A 16,306-nucleotide genomic window follows, 5' to 3' on the forward strand; every position below is an offset into this window, starting at 1 on the left:
TAACTATTATTCCACCAGCTTTTCAGACTTCACCAGCATCTCTCGTAATACGTGAGCGACTCGACTTTTCCGGTTCGCTGCTTTCCTTTTTATCAAGTGTAATGACTTTTTGTATGCATGAGTATGGCTTTGATCGTAGAACTGTTTGGCTGCAATGTGTAGTGTTCTTCTTAATAACAGTGCTGATGAGCGTGTTAACTTAGAGCGGAATCCCCTGCGTAATACCCGCAATGTATTTTTGTAGGTCTCAAAATCCTCGGATGGAGGGATAAGGGCAAATAAATTTAACGAGGAGTCATGGAATCCGTAGGTTTCATACATGATTCTCAGATTTTCCGTATTCAACACGTTACCTCTAAGATAGGTTGGATGTTCCTGATGATATCCGACCACCTCTTTGATGCAATAAAAAGGAATCTTCAAGCGATGCAGTCTATAGCCAAGGTCCCAGTCTTCGAGTCCATACAGCACAAACCGTTCATTGAAGCCTCCAATACGATTCAAGTGACTGCGTCTGATGGCTACACAACGAGTAACCAGCAGCATCCAGGGGGCTACGTCCGTTGAGGCAAATTGTTTTTGCGTATTGGGAGGAACCCTAGTAGGACTAACTACTTTAGACAATGCACCCGTTTGGTGAAGGATATCTTCTGGGGTTATGATCGGAGTAATTTCGTTTGCTGCTTCATAGTCAGCATTCCATAAGTTGGACTGCGTAAGTATGTTGCGACATTGTTCTTTTTCTTCAGGGGAAAAGTCAGGGTAATAATGGGTAAAAGCATCGTCCCACGAGTGAGGAATGCCTGAAAGCACGGACTTGGGATATTTACGGTGATAACGGCTCACGATCCTAATAAATTCCGGTAATACTACAAAGTCAGCGTCGCAGAAGATGATGTATAGCCCTTTTGCACGGCGCAGTCCCAAATTTCGAACGGCAGATCGACCGCGTTGTTCCTGATGTGACACATAGATAAGAGGATAGGATGCTTTGAAGCCTTCGACCATTTCTCTCGTTCCGTCTGTAGAACCGTCATCAGCTACAATGACTTCGAATAGTTGCTTTGGATAGGTTTGTGTCTCAAATGAAGCGAGTGTGAGCAACAATTGCTGGGCTCGATTATAGGTTGGAATGATGACGCTGTAGCGGATAGCCAATATGATCTCCCCCCCACCATTCTTATTAGTGAACGTATGAACAAGATAAATAATAACAATGTATTCAAGGATTTTAGCCTGGTCTAGTCAAACATCCCTCAAGGTTCGAAACAGGCTTGGTCTTATTACCGATATTAAGGTGGGGGTTCTGTATTTTCTACTGTTTTGCAGGTGCGTTCCGTGGTGTTATGTATGTGTAATCATGGTATTATGCATAGAGATGTAAAGTAAAAGCGAGGGCGCTTCCTATTCGGTTGAAAGTCCACTCAGCATACAGAAACAAACACGAGATGAAATGGGCAAGTTATGGTAAACTATATGGAGTTATAGAAGACCTGAAAGAGGAGTACTATATGACACAATTTGTCTATAAGCAAATTATTGACGATCTCAAGATGAAAATCTTTGCGGGAAAGTTTGCAGATATGAGATTGCCAGATGAACGTAGTCTTAGTGAGACTTACCAGGTTAGTCGTAGTTCAATTAAACGTGCTCTGACTAAAATGGAGAATGTCGGAATTATTTTCAAAAAACAAGGTTCCGGGACATTTATTAATCCATTATACATAAGAAATGAATCTATCTTTAACTACGAAGGCTCTAATCTAGGGGTCACTGATAATTTTCAAATGCATGGTAAAAAGCCCAAAATCAAAGTATTAAGTTTTGAGGTCATTCCGCCCACAGAAGAATTACAGCGTGATTTGTTCTTGGAGACTCATGATTTTGTTTACAAAATTGTCCGCTTACGTCTATTTGATGATGATCCTTTTATGATTGAAACAGGGTATATCCCCATTAAAATCGTCCAGAATTTAAATCAGACCATTATCGAGGGTTCTATTTTTAATTATTTGGAAGACTCGCGGAACTTGGCCGTCACCAAATCTTTTTTATCCATTTTTGCAGAACCGTCCCAAGAGAATGATCAAAAGCTGCTACATTTAAATGAAAATGAGCCTGTAGGTATTATGGAAGGTGTGTTCTTTTTAGATAACGGTACGCCATTTGAGTTTTCTCATATGCGATTTCATTACAAATATTTGAAATTTAATACCTTTGTATCGGTTCACTAATGATAAGACTGGAGAATTCTCCGGTCTTTTTTTATGGTTTTAAAAAAGAATTGGACTCTGCGATGGCCTCGTTTATTACAAATTTTATTGGCTTATACTTCTATATATTTTAATGTAAGAGCTTTTTTACTGTCTTTTTAATTTATATTTCATAGTATGTTCAAAATTTCACAAAATTGGACCGTATCACTTGTGAAAAAGGTTGAATTTAATCGGCGCAGCGTTATGATGTACATGTAGATGAAATTTCCGGAAATAAATTACAAACAAAACTACTTAGGGAGTGGACACAATGTCGTTATCACCCGTGTTAGCAGATTATTCATCTAAAACATATTTAGAAAAACTTGATGCATATTGGCGTGCAACGAACTACATTTCGGTAGGTCAGCTTTATTTAAAAGATAATCCTTTGTTGAGAGAGCCTTTAAAAGATTCAGATGTGAAGGTTAAGCCTATTGGACACTGGGGCACAATTCCCGGTCAAAACTTTATTTATGCACATCTAAATCGTGTTATTAATAAATATGATTTGAGCATGCTTTACATTGAGGGTCCTGGTCACGGTGGCCAGGTTATGGTTTCAAATTCTTATCTGGATGGGAGTTACACTGAAATCTATCCGCAAATTACACAAGATATCCCAGGTATGAAGAAATTGTTCAAACAATTCTCTTTCCCTGGTGGTATTGCTTCACATGCTGCTCCTGAAACACCTGGATCTATCCATGAAGGTGGAGAATTAGGTTACTCCCTTTCTCATGGTGTAGGTGCCATTCTGGATAATCCTGATCTGATTTCGGCTGTTGTTATTGGTGATGGCGAAGCTGAAACGGGCCCATTAGCCGCTTCGTGGTTCTCTAACAGATTTATCAACCCCATCACAGATGGTGCAGTGCTACCAATCTTGCACTTGAATGGCTTTAAGATTAGTAACCCAACGATTATGTCTCGTCAATCAAAAAAAGAATTGACCTCATACTTTAAAGGTTTGGGTTGGGAGCCGTACTTTGTTGAAGGTGAAAATCCGGATCACATGCATCCAGAAATGGCGAAAGTATTGGATACGGCCATCGAGAAAATTGAAGATATTCAAAAGAATGCGCGTGAAAATAATGACCTTACTCGTCCGGCGTGGCCGATGATTGTATTCCGTTCACCTAAAGGCTGGACAGGTCCGAAGGAATGGGACAACGTGCCGAATACAAATTCATTCCGTGCCCATCAGGTTCCAATTCCGGTCGATCAAAAAAATATGCAGCACGCACCTGCTTTATTAGAATGGTTGAATAGCTATAGACCAGAGGAATTGTTCGACGAGAACGGTCGTTTAAACTCTGAGCTTGCTGAAATTCTGCCTACAGGTGATAAACGTATGGGAATGAACCCAGTTGCGAATGCGGGTAACCTCATTAAAGACTTGAAATTACCGGATTTCCGTAACTATGCGCTGGATAATTCCGTACCTGGTAAAGTGATTGCGCAAGATATGTCGGTTTTAGGGAAATACGTTAAAGATGTGGTCCTTTTAAATGAAGAAAATCGTAATTTCAGAATCTTCGGACCGGATGAAACGATGTCTAACCGCTTGGTACCTGTTTTTGAAGTAACCAAACGCCAATGGATGGACCAAATTATTGAACCTAATGATGAATTCTTATCATCCTATGGTCGTGTAATTGATTCTCAATTATCCGAACACCAAGCTGAAGGACTGCTGGAAGGTTATGTGTTAACAGGTCGTCATGGTTTCTTTGCAAGTTACGAAGCCTTCCTGCGTGTGGTTGACTCGATGATCACCCAGCACTTTAAGTGGCTGCGTAAAGCAACGGATCAAGGATGGCGTGCAGATATCCCATCATTGAATGTCGTAGCAACTTCAACGGTGTTCCAACAGGATCATAATGGGTATACACACCAAGATCCAGGTTTGTTAGGTCATTTGGCTGATAAAAAACCGGAATTTATTCGGGAGTATCTGCCAGCGGATGCCAATTCCCTGTTGGCTGTTTTCGACACCATTTTAAACGACCGTCAAAAGATCAATTTGATTGTTTCGTCCAAACACCCACGTCCACAATGGTTTAGTGCTGATGAAGCGAAAGAATTGGTGGATAAAGGGTTAAAGATCATTGACTGGGCAAGTACAGATCAAGGTGGAGAACCTGATCTTGTCATTGCTTCTGCGGGTACAGAGCCAACGATTGAAAGTTTAGCTGCGATTTCCATTTTGCATGAAAAACTGCCTGACTTGAAGATTCGGTACATCAACGTGGTTGATTTGCTGAAACTGAGAAGCCAAAAGCTAGACCCGCGTGGATTATCCGACGCCGAGTTTGATCAATTTTTCACAAAAGACAAGCCCGTTGTTTTCGCTTTCCATGGTTACGAAGGTCTGATCAAAGATCTGTTCTTTGATCGTCACAATCATAACTTGCATGTACATGGTTACCGTGAGAATGGCGATATTACGACACCATTTGATATGCGTGTATTGAATCAAATGGATCGTTTTGACTTAGTGAAGGAAGCCGTTCTTAACTTACCTGACGCTGGGAAGTACACCAACATTGTGGATGAAATGGATGCTACGGTTAAGAAACATCATCAATTCATTCGCGAAGAGGGCATTGACTTGCCAGAGGTAGAGAACTGGGTATGGAAAGGCTTGAAATAAAAATTAAGACGCTTCAACTTTGTGTTGGACAACCAAGCAATTCAGCATGAAGTGGAATATATGATTTGGTAGCGGTATACGAGTGCCTGACTCCTTGAATTCAAGTATGATTTCAACGGGGATCAGGCACTTTTTGATGTAGCATACAGAGAATTTAATAGGAAAGTCACGAACTGGTGGGTAATAAGTATAGGAGGAACCGAGTCATTCGCTGTATTTTTCTGAGCATTAAAGGTGTTGCGGTATAAGAGAATAGTAAAGGAGGCTGTTAATATGAACGATCCAATTCCGGAGAAGGTATTGAATGATGGCACTAAGGTGCCCGTCATTGGATTTGGGACTGCTGGATTGAAGGGTGCAGATGGAGTCAAGGCAATTACCAGCGCGATTGATGCAGGTTACCGTCTGATCGACACAGCGTTCAACTATGAAAATGAGGGTGCTGTCGGGAAAGCGGTCCAGCAGAGCTCTGTGCCCAGAGAAGAATTGTTGATTTGCTCCAAACTACCAGGTCGCCGACATGCTTACCAAGAAGCCATTGTAACGATCGAAGAGTCATTATATAGAGGAGGTCTGGACTATTATGATCTGTACCTAATCCATTGGCCGAATCCCCAAATTGATCGATATGTTGAAGCCTGGCAGGCGTTAATTGAGGCGAAGAAAAGGGGCTATATTCGTTCCATCGGGGTCTGCAATTTTTTGCCCGAGCATAATGAACGTTTAATTCGGGAAACAGGTGTCACTCCGAGCTTAAATCAAGTTGAATTGCATCCATTATTTAATCAGGAACATCAGCGTGCAAAAGATGCTGAACAGGGCATCGTGACGGAATCGTGGAGCCCCTTGGGTCGTGGTCACAGTATGCTGGAGAATGAAGAGATTGGGAAAATTGCTGCTGCTCATGGTAAAACCACTACACAAGCGATTTTACGTTGGCATATCCAACTTGGAGCAATCCCGATCCCGAAGGCCTCTTCTTTAAATCACCAAACGGAGAATTTGGATATTTTTGATTTTGAGTTGTCTCCAGAGGAAATGAACATGATTTCGGCATTTAGCAGTGAGGATGGACGGATATGGGGGCAGGACCCCAAGTCCTATGAAGAGCTATAATCAAGACAATAAAATAAAAGGGTTCAAAAATCTGTAGCGGGTTTTTGGACCCTTTGCTTTTATCATAAAACGAACACACATCCGAAAGTGATCAGTGGGTCAGTTTATAGAGCTATAATGAACATTTTTTACCGGATTTGATGTATGATATGGTGGAATGTAGTCCTTTCGAAGGAGGTCATCATGGGAATTTTGTCGAGGTTTAGGGATATTATGAAAGTGAATGTTAACGCCTTAATGGATAAGGTGGGAGATCCAGAGAAAACCATTGATGATTATATGCGGAATTTGAACAGTGATCTAGGCAAGGTGAAAGCGGAGACGGTATCGGTATTGGCTGATGAGAGAAGGGCCAAAAGAGCACTGGATGAATGCAAAGCCGAGATCAAAAAGCTCCAGCATTATGCCAGTAAGTCTGTGGAAGCTGGTAATGAAGAGGAAGCTCGAAAGTTTCTGGAGAGAAAAGGTTTGCAGGCGGAGAAATTGGAACAATTACAAACCTCCTATGATGTAGCTTCGACAAACGCCGTAAATATGAAGAAAATGCAGGAGAAGTTGGTGTCCGATATGGGGCAACTAGAAGCGCGGCACGCTGAACTTAAAGGGAAGATGGCGGTTGCTAAAGCACAGCAAACCTTGAATTCTATAGGTAGCAAGAATTCTGCTTTCGAAGTTATGGAAGAGCAGGTGAACAGAGCGTATGATGAAGCGATGGCTATAGCCGAGCTTCGGGCAGGAACGAAGGACGACCTAGATGCCTTATTTGCACAATACGAGAAGAGTACGAATACAGAAGATGAATTGGCTGCAATCAAAGAAAAAATCAACCCTAAGGAATCATAACAGTATCTACATGAAGAGGTGAGCAGATGCCGGTTATCGAATACAAATGCCCCAACTGCGGCAACGGTATGGTCTTTGACAGTGAGACAGGGAGGTTATCCTGTCATAGTTGCGGAAGAGAGGACAATATCGAATCTATTCCTGATCCTCTGATAAATCGTATTTTTTCAGAAGATGAGGCTCATGAGTATCATTGTAATAACTGCGGAGCGGTGATTATGACCGAAGTGGAAACGAGTGCAACGGTGTGCAGCTTTTGTGGTTCTGCCGTGGTTCTCGGGGATCGACTGACTGGGAAGCTGGCTCCAGCGCAGGTTATTCCTTTTTCAATCAGTAAGGAAGAAGCCATAGCTGCTTTCAAAAAATGGTGCAAGAATGGCCGTCTGACGCCGAATCGGTTCATGATAGCAGACCGAATCAAGGGAATAACTGGGATGTATGTGCCTTTCTGGTTATATGAATTACATAATAAAATTGAGGTTCAAGGTGAAGGTACCCAAGTGCGAACCTATACGAGTGGGGACTACGAATATACGGAAACGAAGCATTTTGATGTATATCGGAAAATCCGTTTGAATTATGTAAAGGTTCCGATTGATGCTGCGGAGAAAATGAACGACGAGCTGATGGATAAATTGGAGCCATTTCCATACGATCAGCTAAAACCCTTTAAAACGCCATATCTAGCAGGTTATATTGCAGAGAAATACAGTTATAACGAAGAAGAGCTTTTCCCGCGAGTTAAAGAAAAAGTGAAGGAATATATTGATGCTTATATTCATTCTACGGTGTCAGAGTATACGGCCGTAAGTTATACGGAAAAGCAAATTGATACTACATTAAAACAAGCGGATTATGTCCTGCTCCCCGTGTGGGTCATACACTATGACTATAATCAATTGGAGCATACGTTTGCTATGAACGGACAGACGGGCAAGGTAGTCGGTAAGCCTCCGATTAGCAAGTTCAAGGTGACGGCTTGGTTTGCAGGCATTTTCGGCATGACTCTCTTTTCATTAAGGTTAATCACTTGGTTGATGATGGGAGGAGAATTCTATTGAAAAGACATAGAGCCATTGTAGCCGTTTTGTTGTTCTTTGCTGTTTTTCTGGCGCTTCCTATGGAAATGAAGGGCGAACCAGCAACGACAGAAATGAAGCCATTAATTTATGATGAAGCGGGTCTGCTCAATCAGGAAGAGTATAATGTGTTGAACACGATGGCTAATCAATACGGAGCGGAAAGAGAAACGGATATTATCATTTATACTACCCTTAATCCCGACAATATGGATGTTATGAAAATGACGCAGGACTTTTATGATGACCATGGCCCTGGGTATGACAGATCTCATGGGAACGCGGTCATTTTAACGATGGATATGAGAAATAGAGAGGTGTACTTGGCTGGATTTTATAAGGCAGAACGGTATCTGGATGATGACAGGCTTACTAAAATACGCCATGAGATTAGCCCGGATCTGACGAACGGCAACTATGGGCTGGCATTTCAAAAGTATATTCTAAGTGCACACAAATATTTGGCCATCCGTCCAGGGGTGAATCCAGACAGTATATTTTTTAAAGGCTGGCTTCATTTGGCGGTTGCACTGGGATTGGCAGCGATGATCGTGGGTAAAATGGTTTCCAATTCTGGCGGTCGGGTTACGGTAAATCGGCAAACCTACGAGGATGCGAACGCTTCAGGAGTTCTGGAGCATCGAGATCAGTATCTTCACACAACGACAACGAGACGGAAGATTGAAAAGAGCAGCAGTAGCAGCAGCTCAGGCGGTGGTGGCGGAACTACCAGCGGCGGTCATTCGCATAGCGGCAGCAGAGGATCATTTTAACTGAGGATTTTGCAAAAATCCTAAACGGAAAGGATGGATACAGTATGGGATTCTTCAGAAATCAATTTGCAAATGTTGTAGAATGGGAAGAATTTAGAGATGATATGATTTTCTGGAAGTGGAGTAATCGTGAAATTAAAAAAGGCAGTAAATTAATCATCCGCTCCGGTCAAGACGCGATTTTTGTAAATAACGGCAAAATAGAGGGCATTTTTGAGAATGAAGGGTCATATAACATGGACTCGGATATTATTCCATTTCTATCTACATTAAAAGGATTTAAATTTGGTTTTAACAGCGGCATGAGGGTAGAGGTCTTATTCGTTAATACGAAGGAGTTTACTGTCAAATGGGGGACGCAGAATCCAGTGCTGATCCCGACCCCCCAGCTGCCAGGCGGTATGCCGATCCGTGCCAATGGCACATTTAATTTTAAAGTGAACGATTATGTTACGCTCATCGATAAGATTGCCGGAGTGAAGGACAGTTATCTCGTTGAGGATGTGAAAATACGCATTACTTCGGTGTTGGATCAGTTATTGATGAAGTGGATCAGCAGAGAAGGAAAGGACATGTTCAATCTGCAGGCGAATGCTTCTGACATTTCAAAAGGTATTCAAGAAGATCTGGATATGCAAGTGATGGACAACGGTATGACGATTACTGGCTTTCATGTGATGAGCTTCAATTATCCTCAAGAAATCCAAGATATGATTACGAAGACAGCCTCTCATGAAATGATCGGTAATCTGCAAAAGTACCAACAAGTGACGATGACGGACGGGATTGCATCGGGTAATGTAAAAGGCGGCGGTGCAGCTTCGGATATGGCGAGTATGATGATGGGGATGAATATAGCAAATGAAATGATGAAAAATTTGAACCCGAACCCAAAGCCTTCGGCTGAGACTCAGCCTACACCTGCTGTTCCCCCTTCATCTGGAGACGGGAATAAGCCCAATTTTTGTCCGAATTGCGGTACAAAAAACGAAGGAGCTAACTTCTGTCCGAATTGTGGACAAAAATTGAACGGATAACATAGCTATGGCCAAGCTTCTTTACAAGTCAAAAGGCAGTTATCGCAGAGTATCTTCTGTGATAGCTGCTTTTTTATGTAGTTCGTTCAAGTATTTTCTTTATAAATCTGATTTATTGGATTGAAAAAGGTACTCAGGATAAGGTACTATAGCTGTATAGTATGTATTTATATTAACTAATTAGTTATTACATTAATAAACTATAGGTATAGGAGCAACGAAGATGACCAAATTCCAAGATCAAATCATTGCGCGTTACAAGTTTGATGATGCAGAGAACGTCGGCAAAGATAGCTCAGGGCAAGGTAACGATGGGGTTGCTTCAGGCACAGTAACACCTACAATTTCCCATGCTACCGGTAGAGCGGCTTTGACGCTTGAGGGAGGCCCCAACGGTACCTCGTATATCCAGCTTCCTTCCGATCTATTCAAAGATGTAAGCGATAACACCGGTGTGACGGTTACTGCTTGGGTCAACTTCGGCAGATTCACAGATATGTGGGAACGTGTTTTTGATTTTGGTAAAGCCCATACAGGGCCATATATGTTCATGACACGGAATCTGCGCGGAACCCTTTTCACCGAGGCAGATTTGTCCGTAGACCCGGGAAGAGGTTTTGTCAGGGATGAGTGGATGCACATAGCCTTGTCCGTAATCGGTACAGAAGGCGGCACATTAAGCAGTGCGGGTCCGGTGGTATATGTCAATGGTGAGGTGGTAGCGGACGGTTCCATTAGTCAAACTTCCAGTGGTAACTATGCCAAGTTGCGTAAATGGTTTGAAACGTTTACAGACTCGTCCAACTACAGCAACAATTTTATCGGTCGCTCCCAGCATGCGGCGGATGTAGACTTTGCCGGCTCCGTTTCAGACTTTCGAATTTATAAAGCAGGCTTGTCGGCAGATGAAGTCATTGAGGTCATGTGCGATTCGTTGACAGATGAAGAGATCGTGAAGCTTGCCAGAGATAAATATTTGTCCTTTCCGACGACGATTGTAACCAAGGACATAACTCTGCCAACCGTTCTGATGGGTGGAAGAGTAGAAGTAACCTGGAAATCCAGCCAGCCTGGTATACTCTCTGACGATGGTCATGTGCAGGCGATTACCTCCGCACAAGGGGTTACCGTCACGGCTCTATTGACGAAGGGCTTAAGTAAGATTGAAGAGAGTTTTGAGGTATCCGTTCTTCCTGAACAGCTACCTCCGTACACGCTGACCATTCATGGAAATAAGGAAGTAGTGGATGTCAGCGAAGTGATGTACGGCTTGTTCTATGAAGATATCAATAACGCGGCAGATGGCGGGATTTATGCAGAACTCGTTCAGAATCGATCCTTCGAATCTTTCGAGTTCGATACGTATTCCCATGCTTCCGGTGAATGCGGCTGCTCTACAGGACGGAACCGCAACCCGTTGTTCGCCTGGTCTGGTGATACGGACAAGATGACTCCACAACATAGCGGTGGATTAAATGAGTTCTTAGGTGCAAAAGACAAAGAAGTGAACTCCTATTATGTGACGGTAGCGGATGGTGCAACGATTCGGAACAAGGGCTTTTCGGATTCTAATCAGAATTGTGCCATGTCCATCCAAGAGGGTGCCAAATATGAGTTTACTATCTGGGCGAAGGCCGATTCAGCGGGCACAATCACATTGCAACTGCAAGACACGAATGAAAAGGCTATTAGTGATTCGGTTACGATACAGGTGGAAGGCGGCAACACGTGGAAGAAGTACGGCATCGATTCCAAGCTTGTGCTGACAGGCTCAGCTACGGTTTTTGGACAGCTGGCGCTTACATTTGAAGGGGACATTTCGGTTGATATGATTTCTTTATTCCCACAAGATGTATGGGGTGCAGGAGAGGAAGAGCAATCTCCATCGGCACACGCCAACTATCAGGGTAATCCTAACTACCGATTGAGAAAAGATCTGGTGAACGCGCTGGTCGGCATGCATCCGAAGTTTTTGCGTTTTCCGGGTGGTTGCATTTCCGAGGGTTCATTTATATGGGAAAACGTATACGATTGGAAGGAATCGATTGGGGATATCGAGCTGCGCAAGGAAAACTTTAATGTATGGGGCTATATGATGACCATGGGCCTTGGTTATATGGAATATTTCCAGTTGGCAGAGGACCTGAATGCAGCTCCGCTTCCGGTTATGGCCTGTGGCGTGCTCTGTCAAGCCCGTTCCGATTACGCTCATCCGGCTGGTGGCGCATTAAGAGAATACTATATTAAGAACTTTACGGATCTGATCGACTTTGCGATTAGTGTGGATTTTGAACATAATGAATGGGCTGCTATGCGTAAAAAAATGGGCCATGAAGCACCGTTCGATCTGCGTTATTTGGGTGTGGGTAACGAGAACTGGGGCACAGAGTTCTTTGCCAACTTTGAAGTGTTCAAGACATCGATTGATGAGTACATGGAGAAAAACTATCCGGGTTATGAGCTGCATATCATCTCTACGGTTGGCGCTCAAGCGGACGACGATGCCTATCAGCAGGGCTGGAAGTTCCTGAGTGGTAATATGAAGGGCTCGGCTAAGGTTGCTTTTGCTGATGGTAACCAGGTGACGGAAGAGACTGTTACCTGGTATGAGAAGCAAAAGGACTATATGGACACCATTGCAGACGAGCACTACTATCGTTCTAACGAGTACCTGCTGAATAACGTGGACCGCTATAACTACTACTACAGAGCTTATAACGCGGACGGTAGTATCAATTGGAAAGCGACATCAAAGGTTTTTGTCGGGGAGTACGCCTCAACCGATAAAAATACATTGGCAGGCGCTGTAGCAGAGGCAGCGGTGATGACGGGCTTCGAAAATAATGCCGATGTCGTTCGGTTGGCTGCCTATGCACCGCTGTTTAACAAGGTGCTGACAGATGGAACCTACAGATGGACGCCAGACTGCATCTGGTTCGATGACGAAACAGTGTGGTTTACGCCGAACTACTATGTACAGCAAATGTATGCTAAATATTTGGGAAATAAAGTATTGCGCACTTCTTTCTCTACTTACAAAAATGGCAAGCCAACGGATCTCATTCCTCAGGGTGGCATTGAAATCGCGACAGGCAACGCCGAAGTTATGATTAAGCGTGTGACCGTTACTTCCAATCAGGATGGCAGTGTGCTGCTGAATCAAGATTTTACCCAGGAATTGAATTCAGCATGGCAAGTCATTCCCGGTTCCGTGGGCTCTACAGTGGAGGAAGGCAAGGGGCTTGTCCTCAAAGCCCAGGATAGCGGTCTGAATGGTCTGTACATCTTGAACGATAGCTGGAGCAATTACAAGGTAGAGGTGGTCGCTTCCCGCATTTCCGGCACGGACGGTTTTTATGTGGGTGCGGGTCTCACGGATATTTCTGCGGAGAAAAGGAACGTCGTCGAATACGCGATCGGCTATGGCGGCAAGGCTACCGGCGTGAAGGTTTACAAGCAAGGCATAGAAGGCTACACATTGGGTGACTACTCTTCGAGTACAGCGGCAGGTAACTTGAGAGCAGCTAGCTATGAAGAGTTGGCTGACAACACGGACTACACCATAACAGTGAACTACGGCGGTGAAACGGGCAGTAATCTGATTTGCTCATACACCGACGGCGAGACAACCAGCAAGGTGCTGGACTACAAGCTGGAGGCTTACAACAGAGACGTGTTCAACTCGGTAACTCAAGATGCTGAGCATGTATACGTGAAGCTGGTGAATGCCGACAACGTGGATAAGGTAATACAGCTGAATCTACAAGATTTGAGTGTTGAGTCCATCGCTAAGCTGGTTACACTAACCGGCGATTCCTCGCTTGTTCATGTACCTAACGTGAACAAGAAGAATGATGAGAAGGTAGTGCCTACCGAACAGCAGATCACGCTTCATACGGATTCTGTTCTCTTAGACTTACCGGCCAACTCGGTAAATGTGCTGGTGCTGGATCTTAAACCTTTTTCTGCTTAAAAACAAAAAGGGGTGTCCCAAGTAGCCGTTTTATGGCTTTTGGAACACCTCTTTTTTTATGAATAGAGTCGGAATGTTGAGTTGATTTCCCCGACAGGCATTACTGCGTGCTTCTGTTTACCAGTTCACGTGGGTTAATGCCATCGTCTATCGTTAGCGGGGTAGGGGCTCCCGTAGCGATTCGCTCCCAAGGTACCATTTTAAAATTCTGATTTAACTTTTTGCCGTTTTGAAGATTTTCGTCATCTTGTGCAACGAAGATACCATGCGGGAAATTCTTGCCTAATCCGTAGCCAAGAACATCAATACCGTCTGTGACAGACGTACCGTCAACGGTTGGGCTTGCGATGATCGTAAAGTTGCTTATATATGCATTGTCGCCTTGTCGTTCATAGATCGCATAGCTACTGTTTCCTTGGCTGGAGGCCATGAGATATCCTTTGCCATCTTTACCGTAATACAATGTAAGTCCTTCTATGTCATCGTGAAGTCTGCGCCCATCTGCAATATCCACACGTCGCAGCGGCTCGGTTGAACCGTCTGGCTCGGCACTATACTTCCAAATAGCGTAATCCTCTTCAGCGATGTAGACCGTGCCATATTCATCATCAGCAACCATGCCCTCGGATTGCGTACTCAGCTTGAACTGGCGGACAAGCTTACCTGCAATTTTGCCGCTTCCGTCATCAGTCAGCTCATATTGTTCAAATTCACCCTCTTTGCCCAACACGAGCGCGTAAAATTTATTTGTCTTGAGGCTATGGTATAGGCTGAATCCGTATACTTCTTTCATAGATGCTTTAATAGGTTTGCCAACCACGTTGGTCAGCTTTCCTGATGCACCGTCAATGGCAAAGATATCGATCGTGTTGTTGGTTCGATTGGTCGCCCCTGCGATATCTATTTTTTTTCCGCCCAAGGTGAAACCGTAACGAAGATCCACGTTATTCATTTTTCCGACCTTCATGTTTTGCAGTTGCTTGCCTTCCAGATCATAGACTAAAATCCCGCCGCCTTTATTGGTTGCTAAAATTCTACTTTTCTCTGGATCGGCCGGGTTGAGCCAGATGGCAGGGTCGTCGGCTGCGTCTTCTCCATCCTCCACAGCTTCTGTTTCAGCAGAAGGGATCACTTTATAGGTGGGGACTGCGTCCTTAGGATCTGCATATTTGCTGTTCTCTGCTTCAAGCGCTGTAAGAAGTTTTGTAGGAAGATATACATTTCCATGCATCATCTTAATTTCCCGGTCCGCTTTTCCGCTTAGTCCGGCTAGACGATATTGCTTCTCACCCACTGTAAAGGTCCCGACAATGCCATTTTTCAGCTTGACCAAAACAGACTGGTCATCACTGTCCCATGTAATAGTCGCCCCCATTTTATCTGCCTGTGTCCGTAGTGATGCATACCCGGATGGCTGAATGTCTGCCGCATGGGTCAGTTCTGGTGATACCAGAACCCCTGTTAGCATGGCTAATAATGCGAGTTTAGTTGACTTCATATGTATGCCCCTTTTCTGAAGTGCAAATGATATAACCGACTCAGTATAAAGCGAGAATATCAAAAGGATACAATGAAAATGTAAAGAGAGTGTAAAGGAGGTGTAAGCATTCAATGGACTGGTTTCCAGTATTGTTGTCTGTAATTCTTTGGAGACATTCCGAACTTTTCTTTAAAGCATTTGGAGAAATAGCTTGCTTGGGAGAATCCCGTTTCCTCCGTAATTTGTTGGACAGACCAGTCAGTTTGCAGCAAAAGACTGCGTCCTTGATCCAGGCGATAATCCATTAAATACTCAAGCGGTGTGCGCTGGAAGGCGACTTTCATACATCTAGCAAGATAATTCTGATGTACGTGAAAATGGGCTTCCAAATCCTTATTGGTGATCGTATTCTTGTAATTCTGTTTTAGGTATATTTCGATCTGTTCCGCCAACTTAGAGGAGCTGTCTTTATTATTCTGATCATACTCCAAACTCTGGAAAACATTCACAAACGTCTGTTGGGCCTCCCATAGTGCCAGTTTTCTAGGTTTTAAAGTAGAGGCTAGTAAATAGTCTAATTTCGAAAATAGCTCATGTGGATTCACCACTTTTTGAATTTTAGGCAAATGAATGGTCGTATGTTCTGAATGAAAATGCAGCTCGGGAATGGGAGTGCTGGGTATAATAGGATTGGACGAGGATTGTGCGCACCACATGCTATTGGTTTGAAAATGGAACCAGTAAAAGGAGGTTTGTTCTGTACATGCCTCAATGGGAAAATGATGTTTATCCGGTTCAAGAATGAGAGCGTAATTTTCAGTTACCTTCCACACTTCGTCCTCTTCGCCAATGTGCAGCAACCCTTCTTTAATGATTATTACGTCAAAATAACCCAGATTATACCTATTTGGATGCCAATCCCCTTTTTGATATGTAGTAAAATTCCCCTCAATGAAATAAGGCAGCGGAGGGACAAGGAATGATAGAAAGTCTGTTTTGCTCATGGAAGCCAGCTCCTTTGTGTGTGAAATCGTATAAGTTTTAGTTAAAGATCGCGATTTTTTTTATAAATTCAGGTTGATAAAATAAGGACT

Annotated in this window: 11 protein-coding genes; 8 read left to right on the top strand and 3 right to left on the bottom strand. The window is 43.5% G+C overall.

Features of this window, described 5'->3' with window-relative positions; translation table 11 throughout:
• Positions 1–6 precede the first annotated feature (6 nt).
• Positions 7–1,158: a glycosyltransferase gene (locus tag MKY35_RS01050; protein WP_342445336.1), complete on the bottom strand. Its 1,152-nt coding sequence runs from the start codon at positions 1,156–1,158 to the stop codon at positions 7–9.
• Between the two features lie 290 nt (positions 1,159–1,448).
• Here MKY35_RS01050 and MKY35_RS01055 point away from each other — a divergent pair, with 290 nt between their 5' ends.
• The 8 genes from MKY35_RS01055 to MKY35_RS01090 all read left to right on the top strand — a co-directional run bounded on the left by MKY35_RS01055 (position 1,449) and on the right by MKY35_RS01090 (position 13,732).
• On the top strand, positions 1,449–2,234 hold the full coding sequence (locus tag MKY35_RS01055; protein WP_239645179.1) for a GntR family transcriptional regulator: 786 nt from the start codon (positions 1,449–1,451) through the stop codon (positions 2,232–2,234).
• Positions 2,235–2,526: 292 nt separating this feature from the next.
• A complete protein-coding gene (locus tag MKY35_RS01060) occupies positions 2,527–4,911 on the top strand; it encodes a phosphoketolase family protein (protein ID WP_342445337.1) in 2,385 nt (794 codons plus the stop codon).
• Positions 4,912–5,184: 273 nt separating this feature from the next.
• Complete coding sequence (locus tag MKY35_RS01065) at positions 5,185–6,027, top strand: aldo/keto reductase (RefSeq protein WP_342445338.1); 843 nt, start codon at positions 5,185–5,187, stop codon at positions 6,025–6,027.
• A gap of 183 nt (positions 6,028–6,210) precedes the next feature.
• Positions 6,211–6,870 (top strand): PspA/IM30 family protein, encoded by a 660-nt coding sequence (locus MKY35_RS01070; RefSeq protein ID WP_342445339.1) that lies wholly within the window; start codon positions 6,211–6,213, stop codon positions 6,868–6,870.
• Between the two features lie 26 nt (positions 6,871–6,896).
• Entirely contained in the window at positions 6,897–7,931 is a 1,035-nt protein-coding gene (locus MKY35_RS01075; protein WP_342445340.1) for a TFIIB-type zinc ribbon-containing protein, read from the top strand.
• Positions 7,928–8,722: a TPM domain-containing protein gene (locus MKY35_RS01080; RefSeq protein ID WP_342445341.1), complete on the top strand. Its 795-nt coding sequence runs from the start codon at positions 7,928–7,930 to the stop codon at positions 8,720–8,722. Before MKY35_RS01075 ends, MKY35_RS01080 begins: the two co-directional genes overlap by 4 nt.
• 44 nt (positions 8,723–8,766) lie before the next feature.
• Positions 8,767–9,759, top strand: coding sequence for an SPFH domain-containing protein (locus MKY35_RS01085; RefSeq protein WP_342445342.1), 993 nt, complete (start codon positions 8,767–8,769; stop codon positions 9,757–9,759).
• A gap of 223 nt (positions 9,760–9,982) precedes the next feature.
• Positions 9,983–13,732 carry an alpha-L-arabinofuranosidase C-terminal domain-containing protein gene (locus tag MKY35_RS01090; RefSeq protein ID WP_342445343.1) on the top strand — a complete coding sequence of 1,250 codons (3,750 nt, stop codon included), beginning with the start codon at positions 9,983–9,985 and terminating at the stop codon, positions 13,730–13,732.
• Between the two features lie 100 nt (positions 13,733–13,832).
• On the opposite strand, the gene MKY35_RS01095 is transcribed toward MKY35_RS01090, so the two are convergent.
• Positions 13,833–15,230 (bottom strand): phytase, encoded by a 1,398-nt coding sequence (locus MKY35_RS01095; protein ID WP_342445344.1) that lies wholly within the window; start codon positions 15,228–15,230, stop codon positions 13,833–13,835.
• Between the two features lie 110 nt (positions 15,231–15,340).
• A complete protein-coding gene (locus tag MKY35_RS01100) occupies positions 15,341–16,216 on the bottom strand; it encodes a helix-turn-helix transcriptional regulator (RefSeq protein ID WP_209949919.1) in 876 nt (291 codons plus the stop codon).
• Positions 16,217–16,306 lie beyond the last annotated feature (90 nt).

The sequence above is a fragment of the Paenibacillus sp. FSL L8-0638 genome, assembly GCF_038593075.1.
In the GTDB taxonomy this organism is placed as follows: domain Bacteria; phylum Bacillota; class Bacilli; order Paenibacillales; family Paenibacillaceae; genus Paenibacillus; species Paenibacillus polymyxa_D.